This window comes from Pseudomonas congelans (assembly GCF_900103225.1).
GTDB classification, from domain to species: Bacteria; Pseudomonadota; Gammaproteobacteria; order Pseudomonadales; family Pseudomonadaceae; genus Aquipseudomonas; species Aquipseudomonas congelans.
In genome coordinates, this window is the sequence record NZ_FNJH01000002.1 from 183283 (window position 1) to 200415 (window position 17133).

At 58.1% G+C, this 17133-nt stretch carries 22 protein-coding genes and 1 tRNA gene; 11 read left to right on the forward strand and 12 right to left on the reverse strand.

Going from position 1 to position 17133, the window contains the following annotated elements; all coding sequences use genetic code 11:
• Nucleotides 1-15: 15 nt before the first annotated feature.
• From BLR20_RS07695 to BLR20_RS07720, 6 genes are all read left to right on the forward strand, one after another.
• Nucleotides 16-828, forward strand: a complete 813-nt coding sequence (locus BLR20_RS07695) for a YfdQ family protein (RefSeq protein ID WP_054994500.1) — start codon at nucleotides 16-18, stop codon at nucleotides 826-828.
• A 106-nt stretch (nucleotides 829-934) separates the two neighbouring features.
• Nucleotides 935-1708: a hypothetical protein gene (locus BLR20_RS07700; RefSeq protein ID WP_054994499.1), complete on the forward strand. Its 774-nt coding sequence runs from the start codon at nucleotides 935-937 to the stop codon at nucleotides 1706-1708.
• A 47-nt stretch (nucleotides 1709-1755) separates the two neighbouring features.
• Nucleotides 1756-2295, forward strand: coding sequence for a hypothetical protein (locus tag BLR20_RS07705; protein WP_054994498.1), 540 nt, complete (start codon nucleotides 1756-1758; stop codon nucleotides 2293-2295).
• Nucleotides 2292-2747, forward strand: coding sequence for a hypothetical protein (locus tag BLR20_RS26910; RefSeq protein ID WP_074594570.1), 456 nt, complete (start codon nucleotides 2292-2294; stop codon nucleotides 2745-2747). Before BLR20_RS07705 ends, BLR20_RS26910 begins: the two co-directional genes overlap by 4 nt.
• A 209-nt stretch (nucleotides 2748-2956) precedes the next feature.
• Nucleotides 2957-3268, forward strand: coding sequence for a hypothetical protein (locus BLR20_RS07715; protein ID WP_054994497.1), 312 nt, complete (start codon nucleotides 2957-2959; stop codon nucleotides 3266-3268).
• A 3-nt stretch (nucleotides 3269-3271) separates the two neighbouring features.
• A complete protein-coding gene (locus BLR20_RS07720; protein ID WP_054994496.1) occupies nucleotides 3272-3961 on the forward strand; it encodes a hypothetical protein in 690 nt (229 codons plus the stop codon).
• A 2-nt stretch (nucleotides 3962-3963) separates the two neighbouring features.
• Here BLR20_RS07720 and BLR20_RS07725 read toward each other — a convergent pair whose 3' ends face one another.
• Nucleotides 3964-4176, reverse strand: coding sequence for a hypothetical protein (locus BLR20_RS07725; RefSeq protein WP_054994495.1), 213 nt, complete (start codon nucleotides 4174-4176; stop codon nucleotides 3964-3966).
• 12 nt (nucleotides 4177-4188) lie between these two features.
• On the opposite strand from BLR20_RS07725, the gene BLR20_RS07730 reads away from it, so the two are divergent.
• Together BLR20_RS07730 and BLR20_RS07735 are read left to right on the forward strand one after the other, a co-directional pair.
• Nucleotides 4189-4794: a hypothetical protein gene (locus BLR20_RS07730; protein ID WP_162235686.1), complete on the forward strand. Its 606-nt coding sequence runs from the start codon at nucleotides 4189-4191 to the stop codon at nucleotides 4792-4794.
• Nucleotides 4795-4828: 34 nt separating this feature from the next.
• Complete coding sequence (locus BLR20_RS07735) at nucleotides 4829-5080, forward strand: hypothetical protein (RefSeq protein WP_054994493.1); 252 nt, start codon at nucleotides 4829-4831, stop codon at nucleotides 5078-5080.
• A gap of 45 nt (nucleotides 5081-5125) precedes the next feature.
• On the opposite strand, the gene BLR20_RS07740 is transcribed toward BLR20_RS07735, so the two are convergent.
• The 8 genes from BLR20_RS07740 to dapA all read right to left on the reverse strand — a co-directional run bounded on the left by BLR20_RS07740 (nucleotide 5126) and on the right by dapA (nucleotide 11465).
• Nucleotides 5126-6061 (reverse strand): DUF6414 family protein, encoded by a 936-nt coding sequence (locus tag BLR20_RS07740; protein ID WP_054994492.1) that lies wholly within the window; start codon nucleotides 6059-6061, stop codon nucleotides 5126-5128.
• A 138-nt stretch (nucleotides 6062-6199) separates the two neighbouring features.
• Nucleotides 6200-6589: a hypothetical protein gene (locus BLR20_RS07745; protein WP_143009983.1), complete on the reverse strand. Its 390-nt coding sequence runs from the start codon at nucleotides 6587-6589 to the stop codon at nucleotides 6200-6202.
• Between the two features lie 94 nt (nucleotides 6590-6683).
• On the reverse strand, nucleotides 6684-7661 hold the full coding sequence (locus BLR20_RS07750) for a site-specific integrase (RefSeq protein ID WP_074594572.1): 978 nt from the start codon (nucleotides 7659-7661) through the stop codon (nucleotides 6684-6686).
• A gap of 109 nt (nucleotides 7662-7770) precedes the next feature.
• Nucleotides 7771-7860, reverse strand: a tRNA-Ser gene (locus BLR20_RS07755).
• 91 nt (nucleotides 7861-7951) lie between these two features.
• Entirely contained in the window at nucleotides 7952-8662 is a 711-nt protein-coding gene (gene purC, locus BLR20_RS07760; protein ID WP_010420439.1) for a phosphoribosylaminoimidazolesuccinocarboxamide synthase, read from the reverse strand.
• Between the two features lie 28 nt (nucleotides 8663-8690).
• Nucleotides 8691-9449: an MBL fold metallo-hydrolase gene (locus tag BLR20_RS07765; protein WP_010432157.1), complete on the reverse strand. Its 759-nt coding sequence runs from the start codon at nucleotides 9447-9449 to the stop codon at nucleotides 8691-8693.
• Nucleotides 9450-10568 carry an outer membrane protein assembly factor BamC gene (gene bamC, locus BLR20_RS07770; protein WP_010432159.1) on the reverse strand — a complete coding sequence of 373 codons (1119 nt, stop codon included), beginning with the start codon at nucleotides 10566-10568 and terminating at the stop codon, nucleotides 9450-9452.
• A gap of 18 nt (nucleotides 10569-10586) precedes the next feature.
• Nucleotides 10587-11465 (reverse strand): 4-hydroxy-tetrahydrodipicolinate synthase, encoded by an 879-nt coding sequence (gene dapA / locus BLR20_RS07775; protein ID WP_010432162.1) that lies wholly within the window; start codon nucleotides 11463-11465, stop codon nucleotides 10587-10589.
• Between the two features lie 325 nt (nucleotides 11466-11790).
• Here dapA and BLR20_RS07780 point away from each other — a divergent pair, with 325 nt between their 5' ends.
• Nucleotides 11791-12354: a glycine cleavage system transcriptional repressor gene (locus BLR20_RS07780; protein WP_003317383.1), complete on the forward strand. Its 564-nt coding sequence runs from the start codon at nucleotides 11791-11793 to the stop codon at nucleotides 12352-12354.
• Nucleotides 12355-12363: 9 nt separating this feature from the next.
• A complete protein-coding gene (locus tag BLR20_RS07785; RefSeq protein WP_003317382.1) occupies nucleotides 12364-12837 on the forward strand; it encodes a peroxiredoxin in 474 nt (157 codons plus the stop codon).
• Between the two features lie 65 nt (nucleotides 12838-12902).
• On the opposite strand, the gene BLR20_RS07790 is transcribed toward BLR20_RS07785, so the two are convergent.
• Nucleotides 12903-13973, reverse strand: a complete 1071-nt coding sequence (locus BLR20_RS07790) for an AI-2E family transporter (protein WP_010432167.1) — start codon at nucleotides 13971-13973, stop codon at nucleotides 12903-12905.
• Between the two features lie 35 nt (nucleotides 13974-14008).
• Entirely contained in the window at nucleotides 14009-14260 is a 252-nt protein-coding gene (locus BLR20_RS07795) for a sulfurtransferase TusA family protein (RefSeq protein ID WP_003317380.1), read from the reverse strand.
• A 140-nt stretch (nucleotides 14261-14400) separates the two neighbouring features.
• Between BLR20_RS07795 and BLR20_RS07800 the strand changes: the two genes are divergently transcribed.
• The gene (locus BLR20_RS07800) at nucleotides 14401-15834 is read left to right on the forward strand and encodes a M48 family metalloprotease (RefSeq protein ID WP_010432172.1); all 1434 of its coding nucleotides are present in this window, start codon (nucleotides 14401-14403) and stop codon (nucleotides 15832-15834) included.
• 79 nt (nucleotides 15835-15913) lie between these two features.
• Here BLR20_RS07800 and nadA read toward each other — a convergent pair whose 3' ends face one another.
• Entirely contained in the window at nucleotides 15914-16972 is a 1059-nt protein-coding gene (gene nadA, locus BLR20_RS07805) for a quinolinate synthase NadA (protein WP_010432175.1), read from the reverse strand.
• Between the last annotated feature and the right edge of the window lie 161 nt (nucleotides 16973-17133).

Here is a 17133-nt window from a genome sequence, read left to right on the forward strand (position 1 = left end):
AGCGAGACCTGAAATATGTCCCTCACGAAAGAAGCAATTCAACTGATCACCGACACCGCGCTGATCGCGGACGGCAAGGTCCTGGACACCGTCACGCCCACCATCGTGCTGCCCGAAGGCGCGAAGATCGTGAACCTTGAGCAATTCGGCGCAGGCCGCAGTCGCTTCCGTGGCACGTTCTCCACCAACTCCCTGGCGGACTTCGCCAAATACGTGTCCGACCGCGCAGTCGCCGACGCAAAAGGCTTCATCAATCAGGACGAAATGACCTGTTCGGTGCTGTTCAACCTGGGCAACGAGGAAGTGCCGGGCCACGCAGATGATCGCGCCGTGCTGAAGCTCAAGCCCACCGCTGCCTATCAGGCCGTGCAGGCCATCAGCGGCCGAGCCATGTCGCAGAAGGATATGAGCGACTGGATTGAAGACTGGCACAGCACCCTGTCGGCGGTCGGTGAGGAGCTGCAGAACATCCCGTTGGCCAAAGCCATCGCCGCCGTGCGCACGATCACGGTCAAGGCGTCGTCGGAAAGCGATCACACTGTCAGCGAGACGCGCGCCAGCCGCAGCGCAATGGATGCCATCGAGGCGACCAGCAAGGAAACCCTGCCCACGTCGCTGATCTTCTCGGCCGTGCCGTTTGAAGGCCTGCAGCAGCGCGAAATCATCCTGCGAATCTCGGTGATCACCAGCGGCGCACAGCCGGTGTTGAAGCTGCGCTGGGTGGGCGAGGACGTGCAGCGCGAAGAGATCGCGCAAGAGTTCAAGTCAGTGCTTGAAGCGAAGGTGGGCGATGCCGCTCAGCTGGCTCTGGGCAGCTTCGCCGCCTAACTTCAAAGCGTTACGCGCCGGTACTCCCGGCGCTTTTTTATTGACACGCCCACACTTTTTATCTGAACCACTTCAACGACTCACGCCACCCCGGCGAGGATGAACCATGCCTGATCACTTACCCCGCATCGTTTGCCAGTTCAGCTGCGGTGCTGCCTCGGCGGTGGCCACGAAGCTGGCCTTGGCCGATTATGGCGCAACTCATGACGTGCAGATCCTCAACGCCTACCTGGCGAACGAGCACCCCGACAACCGTCGATTTCTGGCTGACTGTGAGGCTTGGTTCGGTCGACCGGTGACGGTTCTCCGCGATACCAAGTATGGCGCCGATATCATCCAGGTGTTTCGTCGCGAGAGGTTCATGAAGAACCAATACGGCGCGCCGTGCACGAAGCTGCTCAAGCGTCGATTGTTAGCTACTTTGGAACAGCCTGGCGATGTGATGGTTTTCGGGTATACCGCCGAAGAGGCCGACCGCCTGGAAGACTTCCGCGAGCGCAATCCAGATCGCCCAGTGATCGCTCCGTTGATTGATCGAGGGCTCGGCAAAGAAGACTGCAAAGCGATGATCCAGAGAGCCGGTATCGAGCTTCCTGTCATGTATCGCATGGGTTATGACAACGCCAACTGCATAGGCTGCGTGAAGGGTGGCGAAGGATACTTTCGCGCGATACGCGAAGATTTCCCGGAGCAGTTCGAGGCGCTTTGCCAGGTACAGGACACTCTCGGTTCTGGCTCCTACCTGCACCGTAACAGGACGACCAATGTGCGTTTTTCACTGCGCGATCTGGGCGAAGGCCCGGTGCGCCGCAACGAAAAACTGCCTTCCTGCTCCTTTTTTTGCGAGATGGCCGAAGCCGACATCATCGCCTCCGCGTAACTCACTAACCCACTTCCGCGAATCACGCCACCTGGCCAGGTAAACCTATGATCAATCTCTTCTGGCGACTGCTCGCAAAGCTACTCGCGCGCCCGGCAATCGCTGCCTGGCTCATCACCCGCGCAAAGCGCACCCCATACCTGCACATACGGTCAGCTGATGGCCGAGAGGTGTACATGGGCCGCTGGTGGCTGTTCAACGCCTACGACCGGGAAACTCACCTCGGGCGCTTCCGCTGGTGCCCTTGGTCGATCCGCGTGCACCACATCATGCGACCCGACGCCGACCGGGACTTGCACGACCATCCGTGGAATGCACGCACGGTGATCCTACGTGGTTGGTACACGGAACAGAGGCTGCTCGATGTAGGCCTTCCGCCAGGCGCAGCCATGGAACTCACCGGGTACATCGACCGGATGCCGGGCGACACCGCCCGGCTCAAGCACGGCGAATACCACCGCATCGACGAAGTGTCGCCCGGCGGCGTGTACACCCTCTTCATATCAGGCCCCTACCAAGGTACGTGGGGCTTTCTGGTCAGGGGCGTTAAGGTCGCTTGGCGTGAATACACAGGGGAAAAATTATGAGCAATCACCCAATACCCGGCTGGCTGCGTAGCCAGTTCAGTCGCATCGAGGATGAAGTTCAAGAGCTCGGCCCGTGCGGCGTTTTCACACAGATGCGCACCGTGACGCAGACTTACTTTGAACAGCAGGCAGAAGCTCTTCATCCGCAGAAAGAGCCGGTGGCGTGGGGAGCGCCGAAGACTGTTCGCCAACTGATTGGCCAACTGGAAACGCTTGATCCCGAACTTGAGACTGTCGCCCTCTACCGCCTGCCGGATGGGCTTGGGAAGCTTAGCGGTAAGGTCAAGCAGGGTCATATCAGCACTTCGTACGAGCGGATGGAAGGGATTTGGTTGGGGTCGTACAAGGGTAGTGGCCGTAAGGTGCTGGCATTCTGGACCAAGCTGGATCCGCGCGAAGTGCCGGATGGTGAGCCGCTTACGAAACCGCCAGCGCTCGGCGGCGATTCGTGACAAACAAACCAATCTGCTGGCGTACAGCGGCCCAGGCAGTGCCGACACAACCGAGTATAACCGCCGAAAGGCCGATACTTGAACTCATAAAGCGCTTCTCCAAGGGTTTGACAGGGCCTCACTTTTGCCCGGTGCGCCCGAACACCCCGCAGTAACCACCCCCTCTCAATCAATTCAATGTCAGCCGCGTGTGCGGCAAGGACGAAGTCATGCCCATCGAAAACCAAATTGATGATTTTGAACTCAACGGCAGTCAACCTGCACGCCCAGCCCTGCTCTGCTTTCAGGTGGGAGATCAAGACTGGGTTGCTGCGGTCGACGAAGCCGGTGCCCGCCAGGTGCTGGAGGAAATGAACGGTGAAGAACCTGGCACGTACCACGACTGGGATGTAGAGCTCACAAGCGAAAGCATGCTCGACAAGCAGTGGATCGATGAAGATACGCCACACGCGGAGTGCGGCTGCCTTCGTCAGTGGCTGGCAGAAGCCAATGAGCCTACATACCTTGCCGGCGTGGAGTAATTCATGGCGAACATCAAAGAAAGACCGATCCTGTTCAGCGCGCCGATGATGCGCGCCATCCTGTCAGGCCGGAAGACGGTCACGCGCCGCGAGGTGAAGAAGCCAGCCGCACTGGATTGTCTGGCTGCCGGTTTCGAGCCTGCCTTTCTGGCACTGCCTGGCAACTCCGACCTATGTCCATACGGCAAGGTCGGCGACCGGCTTTGGGTGCGAGAGACGTGGTCAGACGTGAATTTGCAGGGCGCGCCAGGCATCGCGTATCGAGCAGACGGCGACGTGCGCGACTTGATGGAAGAAGCCAGCTTCCTTGATGAGGACGGCGCATTCAACTACGACGATCCGCGCTCGAAGCCCTATCAATTTGCCTGCTGGTCAGAAGATTTGCTCGGCGGCAAAGAAGGCCGGTGGCGGCCATCCATCCACATGCCGCGCTGGGTCAGCCGCATCCTGCTGGAGATCACTGACGTGCGCGTCGAGCGGTTGCAGGCTATCAGCGAGGATCAGGCCAGAGCCGAAGGCGTGCGGCTTTACACCGATCATGCCGAACTCGGTGAGTGGTGGCACGTCGATGGGATCGAAACCTACAGCGCTGACCCGCGCAAATCGTTCGAGCTGCTCTGGACATCCGTAGGAGGCGACTGGAACGCAAACCCGTGGGTCTGGGTCGTCGAGTTCAAGCGCGTTACATCGTGACCCTACCGCACCATGAAAATCAGCTCTCCCCTGTCAGTCATGGCCATGCCGTACTTGAGCCGGCCCAGGTACTGCTCGTGCATTGAGTAGACCCGATCATCGATGATTCTGAAAATCATCGTTGTGCCTGACCAGATATTGCCGTCCACCGCCCGCCTGCCGAGCTTGGCATTGCGCGGGCCGTAAACCTCATCCGCTGTTGTGGTGCATTCCATGACCGCTCCTTGGTGTTGCGCCAGCTCCTGCTGGCTGCGTGGACCATAGCAGTGATCAGAGGCACCTGCCTGATTACCTCTTCCCTACAGAGCCTGCCGGTGATCGACGGGCTAGGAATCGATATGGCCGCAAACATTGAATACAACATGACCCGGAGCGATGCCTCCGATCTTGCAGGTATTGCCCAGCTTGACCTTGCTATGCGGCGGGAAGCTCTGACCCGCTATCTTCGACTCAATGGCTCACAGAGGCTGGTGGAATTCACGGCCCAACTGATTGGTCTTGCCAACTCGGTCGCGGAAAACTGCGCTGAGATGAGCGATCAGGTGCTAATTGAAGAGTGCGGCGTCCACCCCGATAAGTTCACGGGAGTGAACCTGCCAACCATCATAGGCGCTTGCCAGGGCGTGCTGATCGCGAGCAAGTGCGATCCCGCCGGCGCTTGCCACGGATGCGCCTACCGCCTTGGGTCTATTGCCAACCAATCGCCCATCACCACATGCGATGCGGAATTTATGGCGCACGACCAGAAAGGTTTCATGTGTCACGCGCACTTCGACGAACAAGGCGAGCCGACCAAGGTCTGCGTCGGTCACGCCAAAGCATCAAAATCTTAACCCTTTCCGCCGCCCAGGGCGGCCCGGAGCACTTATGTCTGAAGAAACAGAGGTTGTACATGTTGAGGGGTTGGCCAAGATGCTTGGCCGCACCGAAGCATCAATCAGGGAAGGGATCCGCCGAGGCGTTAACTGGCTGCCCGCAAGCTTCAAAATGGGCGGCAAGCACTGCTGGCTTAAAGAGGATGTGCGAAAATTCCTGCGCGATTTTCGCGACGGGGAGCACGATAAGGTGAAGGCAGGCCGGAAGCGGAAGACGCCTCCGACACTGAGAGAGGTGGCCTAACTCGGACCTGCAGCCCTGAACACGGTATGCAGGCCCACCTTGCTGTTACAGCTCAAGATAGAGAGCGATAGGGTCGATGAAAACCTGATTACCCTGACTTCGGTAAAAGTGATTTTCCAAGATGTTCATTGCGCTTGTGCTGTTGGCAATAATTTCGCCCATCGTTGACTCCGCCGCAGGCAGATTGTCAATATCATCTAATGCCTCTCCTGCGGGCCTCAGTTGGGTAGCCACGCCGAGCAAAACCAGCTCAATCTGCGACGCCCTAGAATATGTTTTAAATATGAAATCCTCAGGATCCTTCAAGCAAGATCTTTTAAGATCGGCACACACTTTACAATCACTCAAGTTCATCCGAACATCCAACCTCCCTTTAAACCCATGTTCCAAGATAGCGGCCATGCTCTTATAATACAGTTTATCGTTTGCCTGCTTCTCGCGAGGTACCAGCGACTTTGACAAGTGCTCAAGCTCATTCCTCAGCGCGACGAAAGCTCCTTTCTGGGCATTCTTCCCATCCATCTCCGCCAGTTGCGAGATGATTTCCTCTCGGCGATCGTTGGCACCAACGATTGTAAATGCATCCTGAATACTGGCAAGGTTTTCGAGAGTTTTTATCACGTCGAAAGCATCTAGAAAGTTGGCTTTCGCTTTGACTCTGACTAGTCTTCGCCCTCTCTCATCACCCACCAGCTCATCAAAGCTTGAATCAGCAGTCAAAGAAACTACCTTATCAAGCTCGATAAGCTTCTCTTCAAATATTGAGAAAGCATAATCATGAAGGAACTTCTTCTCCATGCTGGCTGAAGTCGTTTCAATGATTTCAGCCATTTTCTTTCCGCTGTCCTGAGGACCTTTCTGTTTCTCTACATCAGTATCTGACTGACGCGACTCCTTTAAGACAAAGTCAGTTACGCCTTCCATTATCTGCGAAGAAAGGGAATACATCTTGTACTCATCTAGATATACGAAGCTTCTCACGCTCTGACTTCCTTTTCATAAATTCATTATAATATTTTTCGCGGACATCAATCTTTCTAGTATTGTTAGCGGACCAAGCCGCGAACAAAAACGCCACCAAAATAAAAATGCCGCCTATGGCTATTACCAGAATATTTATCATGCCGATACCTCTCTCGCAGATGCAGACAGATAAGTGATCCTATCAAACACAGCCCAGCAAATTACAAGCGAGCCTAATGCCATAACCGCTGACACTATTAATATAGCATTGGCGTTTATGTCGGCATAAACATCCGCCAACAGCGAAAACGCATAAAGCACAGCATAGAAAAGAACTGCCAGAACGGATAATCCTGCGGCCGCTTTTTTCCAATCGGCTTCGTGCGACTCGTTGTATCTGATCTCAGCCAGAATTGAGATCTGGATCACGATTCCGAGCGATATGAGGTCAGATGCGCTCAGCCAAGGTACTTTCCCACCGTTGACTAGACCAGCAACAATCAAACGCACAAAAATAGGAACCATGCCGAAAAGAACGGTGTACACAAGCCAAAGCAACTTTCTATCACTAAACTTGATGATGACAACCTCCCTGATACTTCCGGTAATGAGTTTCTAAAGAACCTGAGATCACCCATTGCTAGCCAAGCTTTTCGGCCAGACCCTGTGGGCAAAGGTGAGTGTAGCGCTTAAGCATAGCTAGCGTCTTGTGCCCGGTGATGCAGGCTACTTCCATCAGCGTAAAGCCGCGCTCGAACAGGCGGCTGGTCGCTTCATGCCGCAGGTCGTGTAGTCGAAGATCGGTAATCTTTGCCTTCTCGCAAACGAGCGGGAAGTAATTGCTGACCGTGTCAGCTTTCAAATGAAAGAACCTGCCCCCAGCAATCGGCGTGGGCAACCCCTCCAAGAGAGCCAGCGCCCGCGATGACAGCGGGACCGCCCGGCGCTCGCCGTTCTTGGTGTCCTCCAGGTACGCAACCCTCCCACGTACCTGATCTTTACGCAGCGCTACCAGCTCGGAACGTCGCATCGCGGTTTCAACCGCCAGCTCGATAATCACCGGTAACTCCGAATTCATTTCACCCGCCAGCTTGTAGATGTCCTTCAGCTCTTCGGCAGTAGGCCTGCGCTCACGCTGCTTGCTGCCCTTCGGCATGCGAATGGCGCGGCATGGGTTCGTCAGCCCTTCGATGCCCCAGTCTTTGGAAGCAACGGTGTAGAGATGACTGATCACAGCCAGATCAAGACGCACGGTCGCTGTTGATTTGCCCTGGCCCAACTCAGCGTCGCGGTAGCTGGCCATGTCGCTGGATCGGATGGCTGCAAGGGACTTGGTGGCAAACTCTGATGCCTGCCACTTCTTGATACGAACCTTTTCCTGCTTTTCGCCCTTCTTCCCTTTCGAAACCTCTTTGAGGTATCGCTTGAGGGCTTCGTAAAGGGTGGTGGACTCTGCCTCGCGAATATCTACGAACCGGGCGCGCGACATATCGCCTTCGACTTCGGCAGCCCAGCGCTGGGCTTCTGCCTTGGTGTCGAAGGTGGCGCTGATCGTGGGGTATCCTTTGCGCCGAATCTGGGCTCGCCAGGCATCGCCGCGCTTTTCGTAGTAGGCCATAGGGGAATCATAACCGGTGGTACGGGGGAATAACATCCTCCCCCATTCCCCCAAAATTCCCCCAAACGAAAAAAGCCCCGAGCGCGATTAACGCTCGGGGCCTTATGTATGGCGGAGAGATAGGGATTCGAACCCTAGGTACCGGTGAAGGTACAACGGATTTCGAATCCGTCCCATTCGGCCACTCTGGCATCTCTCCAACGGCGCGCATCATAACAGCATCAGCGCAGAAGGCGAAGCCCTTCTGCTGTTTTTTTTCGTGCTATCAAGCGCTTGCGTGTTTTTTCCGCTTACAGCGGCACGCCCAGACGGTTTGCGACTTCTTCGTAGGCTTCGATGACGTCGCCCAGACCCTGGCGGAAGCGGTCTTTGTCCATTTTCTTACGGGTGTCCTTGTCCCAGAGGCGGCAGCCGTCCGGGCTGAATTCGTCACCGAGGACGATTTCACCGTGGAATACGCCGAATTCGAGTTTGAAGTCGACCAGCAGCAGGCCGGCGTCGTCGAACAGTTTGGTCAGCACATCGTTGACCTTGATCGACAGCTCTTTCATGCGAACCAGTTGCTCGGCGGTGCCCCAGCCGAACGCCACAACGTGGGATTCGTTGATGAACGGGTCGCCCTTGGCGTCGTCCTTGAGGAACAGTTCGAAGGTGTACGGATTGAGCTTGGTGCCCTCTTCGATGCCCAGACGCTTGACCAGGCTGCCAGCAGCGTAGTTACGCACGACGCATTCGACCGGGATCATGTCGAGCTTCTTGACCAGACACTCGTTGTCGCCCAGCAGCTTGTCGAACTGGGTTGGAATACCCGCTTCTTCAAGCTTCTGCATGATGAAGGCGTTGAACTTGTTGTTCACCATGCCTTTACGGTCCAGCTGTTCGATGCGCTTGCCGTCGAACGCCGAGGTGTCGTTGCGGAACAGCAGGATCAAGCGGTCGGCGTCGTCGGTCTTGTAAACCGATTTGGCTTTGCCGCGGTAGAGTTCTTCACGTTTTTCCATGATGGGCTCCGCTTGCTAAGTAGTTGGGCTAGGCGATATGTCGCCAGTCGAGCCCTGAATCTTGATCGGCCAGTTGCAGCCAGTCCGGGTCGCACCCGAGGGTGTCGACGAAACATTGCCGGGCCAGATGCGGCAGGTTGTTCTTGCTGCTGAGATGCGCCAGCACCAGGTGCTGAAGGTCCTGCCATCCCAGTTCGCTCACCAGGCTGGCAGCCTGATGGTTGTTCAAATGACCGGTTTCACAGCCAACGCGTTGCTTGAGAAAGACCGGATACTGGCCTCGGGCAAGCATGTCGCGACAGTGATTGGCCTCGATCATCAAGGCATCCAGGCCTTGATAACGCTGTAATACGTTGGAGCAGTAAGAGCCAAGGTCGGTCAGCAGGCCGAAGCGGCGCTTGCCGTCACTGAAGACGAACTGCGTCGGTTCCAGTGCATCGTGAGCGACCGACACCACATCTATGTCCAGTGCGCCGATCTGCAGACTCTCCCCGCCTGCCAGCAGGCCGGCGATTTCCACCGGTTTGCGCATTCCGCGCAAGGTCCCGCTGCTGAGGTAGACCGGCACATTGTAGCGCCGCGACAGCAGCCCCACGCCATGCACATGATCGGCATGTTCGTGGGTCACCAGAATGGCGCTCAGCTGGCTTGCCGAGACGCCCAGACGAGCCAGGCGCCGCTCGGTTTCCCGCAGGGAGAAACCGCAATCGACCAATACGTACGTCTCGTTGCTTGCGACCAGCGTGCCGTTGCCACGACTGCCGCTGCCGAGAACCGCGAAACGCACTTAACCCAGGTTGTCTTGAATAACGCTCAACACCCGACGCGCGATATCCGCAGGCGCTACGGTGTTGATGTTCTTCTCGACGGTCACTTGAACGTTGTCACCGACCTTGCTCAGGCGGACCTGATAGCGCTCGGCACGGGCATCGATCTCTTCCTTGGTCGACTTGCTGCCGAACATGCGGCCGAAGAAACCAGGCTCGTTTTCAGGCGTTTTGGCCTTTTCGGCCAGGTTGATGTAGTACAGACCCAGGCTGCGGTTGATGTCCTCGACACGCCAGTCGCCCTGATCCAGCGCGCGGCCGACGCTCGACCATGCGCGATCCAGATCGGCACCGACGTTCAATACCGGGTTGCCACTGCCGTCTTCGCTCAAGGCAACACGGCTTGGGGTGTCGTAGTCACGTGCCGCCAGCAGGGAAATCGAACCGCCCTTCTCGGCGTTGCGGCCCATGCTGGCCAACAGATCGTCGGTCAGTGCGGCATCAAGGCCCAGGTTGGTGGTGCGAGTCGGGAAGGCCACGTCGGCAGTGCTGCCGGCAGGACGCTCGACGCTGACTACGTAGACTTCACTGGTGTTACGCTGCACGCCCGGCTCGATGCGAACACGTACACGGGTTTCCGAGTCGGCCGAGACACCAGCAGCGCTCAGACGCTTGGCCACCGAAGCGGACAGTTCATCGAGGCGCTGCCAGGAAGAGCTGAATTCGCCCGTCTGCGGACGCTCTTCAGCAATACGGAAACCGTTGTCTTCGAAATACTGATGGGCCACCGGCCAGACTTCGGCCGGCTGACGCTGAGCCAGGATCCAGTGCGCATCACCACTCTTCTGCAGGCTGAAGTCGCTCGACTCGGAAGTCGTGCCCAGCGGCTGAGGACGGGGCACCGTGTACTCGCCGTCTTTCTGAGTGCTGTCAGCCACGTTACGCGGGATCGGCAGCAAAGGATCCAGACGCTTGACGCCGCTGACATCGGCGGGCAGCTGCATGGGGGGGGTCTGGGTCGCCTGGAGGTAATCGCTGCCGCGATCACGGAAGTAACCATCTTCGCCCCAGAGCCAACCGCAACCGCTGGTGCTGGAGATAATAAGAGCAAGTGCGGAAAGTCCGGCCAATCGCTTCATTGCGTGATACTTCCTCAATTAAACCAGGACGCCGGACTGGCGCATGGCCTGACGCAGCGGTTCATGACAGGCTTCGCTGAGCCAGGTAAGCGGCAGACGGATACCGTCTGGCATCAAACCCATCTCATGCAACGCCCACTTCACGGGGATAGGGTTGGATTCGATGAACAGGGTGTTGTTGAGCGGCATGAGCTTTTCGTGAATCGCCCGGGCCGTTTGCGCATCGCCGCGCATGGCCGCTGCGCACAGATCGCTCATGGCGCGCGGTGCAACGTTGGCGGTGACGGAAATATTGCCCTTGCCACCCAGCAGCATCAATTCGACGGCTGTGGCGTCGTCGCCGGAGTACACCAGAAAATCGCTGCTGACGCTGGCCAGGATGTCCTTGGCGCGTTGCAGGTTGCCGGTGGCTTCCTTGATGCCGATGATGTTTTTTACCTTCGACAGACGCGCAACGGTCTCCGGCAGCATGTCACAGGCCGTACGGCCAGGCACGTTGTAGAGGATCTGCGGGATGTCGACTGCGTTGGCGATGTGGCTGAAGTGCTGGAACAGGCCTTCCTGAGTCGGCTTGTTGTAGTAAGGCGTCACCAGCAGGCACGCGTCGGCACCCGCATTTTTGGCGTTGGTGGTCAGTTCGACAGCTTCACGCGTCGAATTGGCGCCTGTACCGGCGATGACCGGAATGCGACCTGCAACCTGAGTGACCACCCGGCGGATGACTTCGATGTGTTCGTTCACATCCAGCGTCGCCGACTCACCGGTGGTGCCTACGGCAACAATGGCGTTGGTGCCCTCTTGCAAGTGGAAGTCAACCAGTTTGCTCAGGCTGTCCCAGTCCAGACGACCTTGTGCATCCATTGGTGTGACCAGTGCCACCATACTGCCCGCAATCATGCAACCGCTCCTGCCGGAAAAAGAGAGCCGTAATGGTACTGGCGCTATCAGCCTTGTACAAGCAAAGTACCGCGCTCTGAGCATTCCCCTGAGCGATGGTTTTCGCTACCCTTCGTCCTTTGATCGGTACTGGTCACCTGCGCACCTCGCTCAATCGGTCGAATTTGTCGCCAGAAGCCCTGCCCCAGCGCACTCCAGCCCTGTCATGGTATATCCATGCAAGCCAGGCGCCGAGGGACCCGGCAAGTTATCTTGCGCCATCGATTGTCGAAACAGCCCCGCAAGTCCGAAAAAGTACCGACCGCTCATCGTCTAGGAATGCTGCATGTCGTCCACCCCCACAGTTCGCGAACAATTCCTTGTCATCAGTGCCCTTGGCGCAAACCCCATGGAGCTGACCAACGTCCTGTGCCGCGCCAGCCATGAAAACCGCTGCTCGGTCGTCACCTCGCGTCTCACCCGCCACGGCGAGTGCAGTGCGCTGATTCTTCAGGTGTCGGGCAGTTGGGACGCTCTGGCGCGCCTTGAAACCGGCCTGTCGAGCCTCTCCAAGAAGCATGCGTTCACGACCAGCGTCGTGCGCAGCGCCACCCTGGAGAACCGCCCTGAAGCTCTGCCCTACGTGGCCTACGTCAGCTCGGCGTACCGCCCGGACATCATCAATGAGCTGTGCCAGTTCTTCATTGACCACAACGTCGAGCTGGAGAACCTGATCTGCGATACCTACCAGGCTCCGCAGACCGGCGGCACCATGCTCAACGCCACGTTCACGGTGACACTGCCTGCCGGGACGCAGATCAGCTGGCTGCGCGATCAATTCCTCGATTTCGCCGATGCGTTGAATCTGGACGCACTGATCGAACCCTGGCGCCCACAAGCCCCAATGTAAGGAGTCCTCATGACTGTCACAGTAGATCATCCGGTTCCCGATTTTCAGGCACCCGCTACCAGCGGACAGACTGTCGAGCTGTCTGCGCTCAAGGGTCAGCAGGTCGTGATTTATTTTTATCCGAAAGACAACACGCCCGGCTGCACTACGCAGGGCCAGGACTTTCGTGACCACATCGCGCAGTTTCAGGCAGCCAACACGGTTGTGCTCGGTGTGTCCCGAGACAGCCTGAAAACCCATGAAAACTTCAAGGCCAAGCAGTCGTTCCCGTTCGAGCTGATTTCGGACAAGGACGAAGCGGTCTGCCAGCTGTTCGACGTCATCAAGCTCAAGAAGCTCTATGGCAAGGAATACCTGGGCGTCGACCGCAGCACCTTCCTGATCGACAAGGAAGGCGTACTGCGTCAGGAATGGCGCGGTGTGAAAGTGCCGGGCCATGTGGCTGAAGTATTGGCGCAGGCCGAAGCCCTGAACAAGGGCTGATCCGCCTACCCGCTGCGGCGCGCCACGTGCCGCAGCGATTAAGCCCTGATGTCGCGGCTATCGCGTCAAAGCAAAGGTGCTACCGTCGGCTCATTGCGAGGCCAGGCGTCGAGCACGGCCTTGAACAGGGTCGCCAGCGGAATCGCAAAGAAGATCCCCCAGAACCCCCACAGCCCACCGAACAGCAGCACGGCGCAGATGATTGCGACCGGGTGCAGATTGACGGCCTCGGAAAACAGCAGCGGCACCAGCACGTTGCCATCCAGCGCCTGAATGATCCCGTGAGCGATCATCAGGTAGATGAACTGATCACCCCAGCCCCACTGGAACAGACCGATCAATGCCACCGGCACGGTGACCACCACCGCACCGACATAAGGCACGACCACCGATATGCCGACCAGCATTGCCAGCAGCGCTGCGTAATTGAGCCCGAGCGCGGCGAAAGCGATGTAGGTAACGCCCCCACAGATGAAAATCTCGATGACCTTGCCGCGAATATAATTGGCAATCTGACGCTTCATCTCATCCGCCACCCGATTGATCAAGGCACGCTCGCGGGGCAGATAGCCACGCGCCCAGCGGCCGATCATGTGCCGATCCTTGAGGAAGAAGAAAACCAGAATCGGCACCAGCACCAGATAGATCATCAGGTTGACCAGCAACGGCAAGCTGGAGATCGAGAACGTCAGCGCCAACTGACCGATCTTGCCCACCTCACCACGGGCGACCTCGATGGCCAGCAGCACTTGCTCGTCAGACACCAGGTGCGGGTAACGCTCGGGCAGCAACAACAGCACCGACTGCCATTTGGCAAGCATGCCCGGGGCTTCGTTGAACAAGGTAATCATCTGGTGCCAGAGCAACGGCACCAATACCAGCAGGAACACCAGCAATACGCCGATGAACAAGGTGAACACCAGACCGACGGCGGCCATTTCAGGCAGGCGCAGGCGTTCCAGAACACTGACCAGACCGTGCATCAGAAACGCCAGCACCAGACCGGCGAGAACCGGAGCCAGCATGCCACCCAGCGTCAGGACAAGGGTGAACGCCAGAAACAGCAGGACCGCCAGTACCACTGCCTCCTCGTCAGAGAAGTAGCGTTGCACCCAATTGCGAAGCACATTGAACATCAAACATCCTTTTCGGAAAAAAACGCGGCAGTGGGTCAGGCCTTGCGCAGCCAGTAACGATAAATCCCGGCATCGACCTCTTCATGCAGCAACTCGTGCCCGGCGAGCCTGGCAAAGGTTCGAAAGTCCCGCTGCGAACCGGCATCGGTGGCAATTACTTTCAGCACCGCACCGCTGGCCAGGCGGTTGAGCTCCATCTTGGCTTTCAGCAGGGGCAGCGGACAGTTGAGACCACTGGCATCCAGTTCGGCGTCACAGGCCTCGGGGCGCACTACAGCGTCAGACATCGTTTCTCTCCAGGCGGACACATCGAATTACAAAGCAGGTCCGAAAAGGCAGGGCGAACAAGACGGCAAGAATACCTCACTCTGGTCAGCACGCCATTGAGCCAGCTACAGTACAGGTTCTTCTGACCAGAGCTTCGTGCATGAATTTTTTGCGTCCTACACTGCTCACCCTCGCCTGCCTGTTCGCTACACACGGCATGGCGGATGACCTCCCCTCGCTTGGTGACGCCAGCTCCTCGATTGTCTCCCCTGAACAGGAGCACCGTCTGGGCCGTGCGTGGCTGGGATTGCTGCGCGGTCAGGTGGCACAGCTGTCGGACCCGCAACTCAAGGACTACGTCGAAACTTCGGTCTACAGCCTTGCCGAGACCAGTCAGGTTCAGGACCGGCGGCTTGAATTCATCCTGATCAACAGCCCGCAACTCAACGCCTTTGCTGCACCCGGCGGCATCATCGGCGTCAACGGCGGCCTGTTTCTCAATGCTCAGACCGAGGGTGAGTACGCCTCGGTGCTGGCTCACGAACTGGCCCACTTGTCGCAGCGCCACTTCGCCCGGGGCATCGAGGCCCAGCAACGCATGCAGGTGCCGGTCATGGCCGCGATGCTGGCGGGCATCGTCATGGCAGCCGCAGGCGCCGGTGACGCCGGTATTGCTGCCATCGCCGGCTCGCAGGCCGCCGCGATCCAGGAACAACGGCGCTTTTCGCGCCAGAACGAGCAGGAGGCCGACCGCATCGGCATTCTCAATCTGGAGAAAGCCGGTTATGACCCGCGCAACATGCCGACCATGTTCGAGCGTCTCATGCGTCAGTATCGATTCGACGCCAGGCCTCCGGAGTTTCTGCTGACTCACCCGGTCAGCGAATCGCGGATCGCCGACACACGCAACCGTGCCGAACAGGCCAAACCGGGCGGCAAGGAAGACAGCCTGCTGTATCAACTGATGCGCGCCCGCGTGGCACTGATCTACGAAGAAACGCCTGGCATCGCCGCCAAGCGCTTCCGTGCGCAACTGGTTGAAAACCCGAAATCCGATCCGGCTCGCTATGGCCTGGCCATCGCGCAGATCAAGGGCGGCCAGTTGAACGAGGCCAGGGAAACCCTCAAGCCATTGCTCGAAAAAGCGCCGAACGACATCACCTACAACCTGACGCAGATCGACCTGGACATCACCAATAACCGGCTGGCCGATGCGCAGCAGCGTGTTGATCGCATGCTGACGCTGTACCCCGGCAATTATCCGCTCAATGACGTGCGTATCGACGTGCTGCTCAAGCAGAACCGCACGGCCGAGGCTGAAAAAAGCCTTGAAGCACTGCTCAAGACCCGCCCGGATGATCCGGACATCTGGTACGTCGTGGCGGAAACCCGGGGCCTGAACGGCAATACGATCGGCCTGCATCAGGCGCGCGCCGAGTACTTTGCGCTGGTCGGTGATTTCCGTCAGGCGATCCAGCAGCTGGACTTCGCCAAACGCCGTGCGGCCAATAATTTTCAGCTGGCGTCACGTATCGACGCGCGACAAAAGGATCTGATCGAGCAGGAGCGGATGGTCAAGGACATGATGAACTGATCGTCCGGCGTCGCAAGGCGCCCGATTCAGCCACGAATGAAAAGCCCGACACTTCAGTCGGGCTTTTTCATCACAGCGGTCAGGCGTTGCCTGCCTGTCTCAAGCGCGCTGCCTGAGTGAAGTCCAGCATGCGCTGCAATGGGCGCACGGCATTGGGGATCAGCGCCGGGTCGACGAATATCTCGTTACTGCCCTCACGCAGGCACTGCAAGGTGCGCTCAAGCGTATTCATCGCCATCCACGGGCAATGTGCACAGCTCCGGCACGCCGCGCCGTTACCGGCCGTAGGCGCCTCGATGAAGATCTTGTCCGGGCACAGCTGCTGCATCTTGTAGAAGATGCCCCGGTCAGTGGCCACGATGAACGTCTTGTTGGGCAAGCGTTGCGCTGCGGCAATCATCTGGCTGGTGGAGCCGACCACGTCAGCCAGCTCGATGACCGCTTCCGGCGATTCCGGGTGGACCAGAATCGCAGCCTCGGGGTACAGGGCTTTCATGTCTTCGAGCTGCTTGGATTTGAACTCTTCGTGGACGATGCAGGCACCGTCCCACAACAGCATGTCGGCACCGGTTTCGCGCTGAATGTAGCGGCCCAGGTGCTTGTCTGGCGCCCAGATGATTTTCTCGCCGTTGTCCATCAGGCTCTCGACGATTTCCAGCGCGCAGCCAGAGGTCACCACCCAGTCCGCACGGGCTTTGACGGCTGCCGAGGTATTGGCATACACCACCACGGTACGCTCCGGGTGCTGGTCGCAAAAAGCGGAAAACTCGTCGACCGGGCAACCCACATCGAGCGAGCAGGTGGCTTCGAGCGTCGGCATGAACACGCGTTTTTCAGGGTTGAGGATCTTCGCGGTTTCACCCATGAAACGGACACCCGCCACCAGCACAGTGCTGGCCGCGTGGTTATTGCTGAAGCGCGCCATTTCCAGAGAATCGGCCACGCAGCCACCGGTTTCCTCGGCCAGGGCCTGGATAACCGGATCACAGTAATAGTGAGCGACCAGCACGGCGTCCTGCTTCTTGAGTTGCGCAGCGATGTCGGCACGGTAACGCGCCTGCTCTGCCGGGCTCAACGTCCTGGGCTGTTTGGCATCGAGATGCGCCTGCACCAGGAAACGTTCGGAGATCTGTGTCATGTTCACGGGACCTGAAAGCGCCAGTGCGCGAAAGGCAAGTTTACACCCGAAATACAGGCAATAAAAAAAGCCTGACAGAGGCTGCGCCATCTGCAACCAAGGCTTATGGCTGATACCCGGTGGATATCGGCCAGACTTCTGAAGGCGCGCCGATTCTAGCG

What these genes read in the sequence shown, in the direction of transcription:
- BLR20_RS07695 (WP_054994500.1), top strand. Translation starts at nt 16, where the DNA reads ATGTCCCTCACGAAAGAAGCAATTCAACTGATCACCGACACCGCGCTG.
- BLR20_RS07700 (WP_054994499.1), top strand. Translation starts at nt 935, where the DNA reads ATGCCTGATCACTTACCCCGCATCGTTTGCCAGTTCAGCTGCGGTGCT.
- BLR20_RS07705 (WP_054994498.1), top strand. Translation starts at nt 1,756, where the DNA reads ATGATCAATCTCTTCTGGCGACTGCTCGCAAAGCTACTCGCGCGCCCG.
- BLR20_RS26910 (WP_074594570.1), top strand. Translation starts at nt 2,292, where the DNA reads ATGAGCAATCACCCAATACCCGGCTGGCTGCGTAGCCAGTTCAGTCGC.
- BLR20_RS07715 (WP_054994497.1), top strand. Translation starts at nt 2,957, where the DNA reads ATGCCCATCGAAAACCAAATTGATGATTTTGAACTCAACGGCAGTCAA.
- BLR20_RS07720 (WP_054994496.1), top strand. Translation starts at nt 3,272, where the DNA reads ATGGCGAACATCAAAGAAAGACCGATCCTGTTCAGCGCGCCGATGATG.
- BLR20_RS07725 (WP_054994495.1), bottom strand. Translation starts at nt 4,176, where the DNA reads ATGGAATGCACCACAACAGCGGATGAGGTTTACGGCCCGCGCAATGCC.
- BLR20_RS07735 (WP_054994493.1), top strand. Translation starts at nt 4,829, where the DNA reads ATGTCTGAAGAAACAGAGGTTGTACATGTTGAGGGGTTGGCCAAGATG.
- BLR20_RS07750 (WP_074594572.1), bottom strand. Translation starts at nt 7,661, where the DNA reads ATGGCCTACTACGAAAAGCGCGGCGATGCCTGGCGAGCCCAGATTCGG.
- purC (WP_010420439.1), bottom strand. Translation starts at nt 8,662, where the DNA reads ATGGAAAAACGTGAAGAACTCTACCGCGGCAAAGCCAAATCGGTTTAC.
- bamC (WP_010432159.1), bottom strand. Translation starts at nt 10,568, where the DNA reads ATGAAGCGATTGGCCGGACTTTCCGCACTTGCTCTTATTATCTCCAGC.
- dapA (WP_010432162.1), bottom strand. Translation starts at nt 11,465, where the DNA reads ATGATTGCGGGCAGTATGGTGGCACTGGTCACACCAATGGATGCACAA.
- BLR20_RS07780 (WP_003317383.1), top strand. Translation starts at nt 11,791, where the DNA reads ATGTCGTCCACCCCCACAGTTCGCGAACAATTCCTTGTCATCAGTGCC.
- BLR20_RS07785 (WP_003317382.1), top strand. Translation starts at nt 12,364, where the DNA reads ATGACTGTCACAGTAGATCATCCGGTTCCCGATTTTCAGGCACCCGCT.
- BLR20_RS07790 (WP_010432167.1), bottom strand. Translation starts at nt 13,973, where the DNA reads ATGTTCAATGTGCTTCGCAATTGGGTGCAACGCTACTTCTCTGACGAG.
- BLR20_RS07795 (WP_003317380.1), bottom strand. Translation starts at nt 14,260, where the DNA reads ATGTCTGACGCTGTAGTGCGCCCCGAGGCCTGTGACGCCGAACTGGAT.
- BLR20_RS07800 (WP_010432172.1), top strand. Translation starts at nt 14,401, where the DNA reads ATGAATTTTTTGCGTCCTACACTGCTCACCCTCGCCTGCCTGTTCGCT.
- nadA (WP_010432175.1), bottom strand. Translation starts at nt 16,972, where the DNA reads ATGACACAGATCTCCGAACGTTTCCTGGTGCAGGCGCATCTCGATGCC.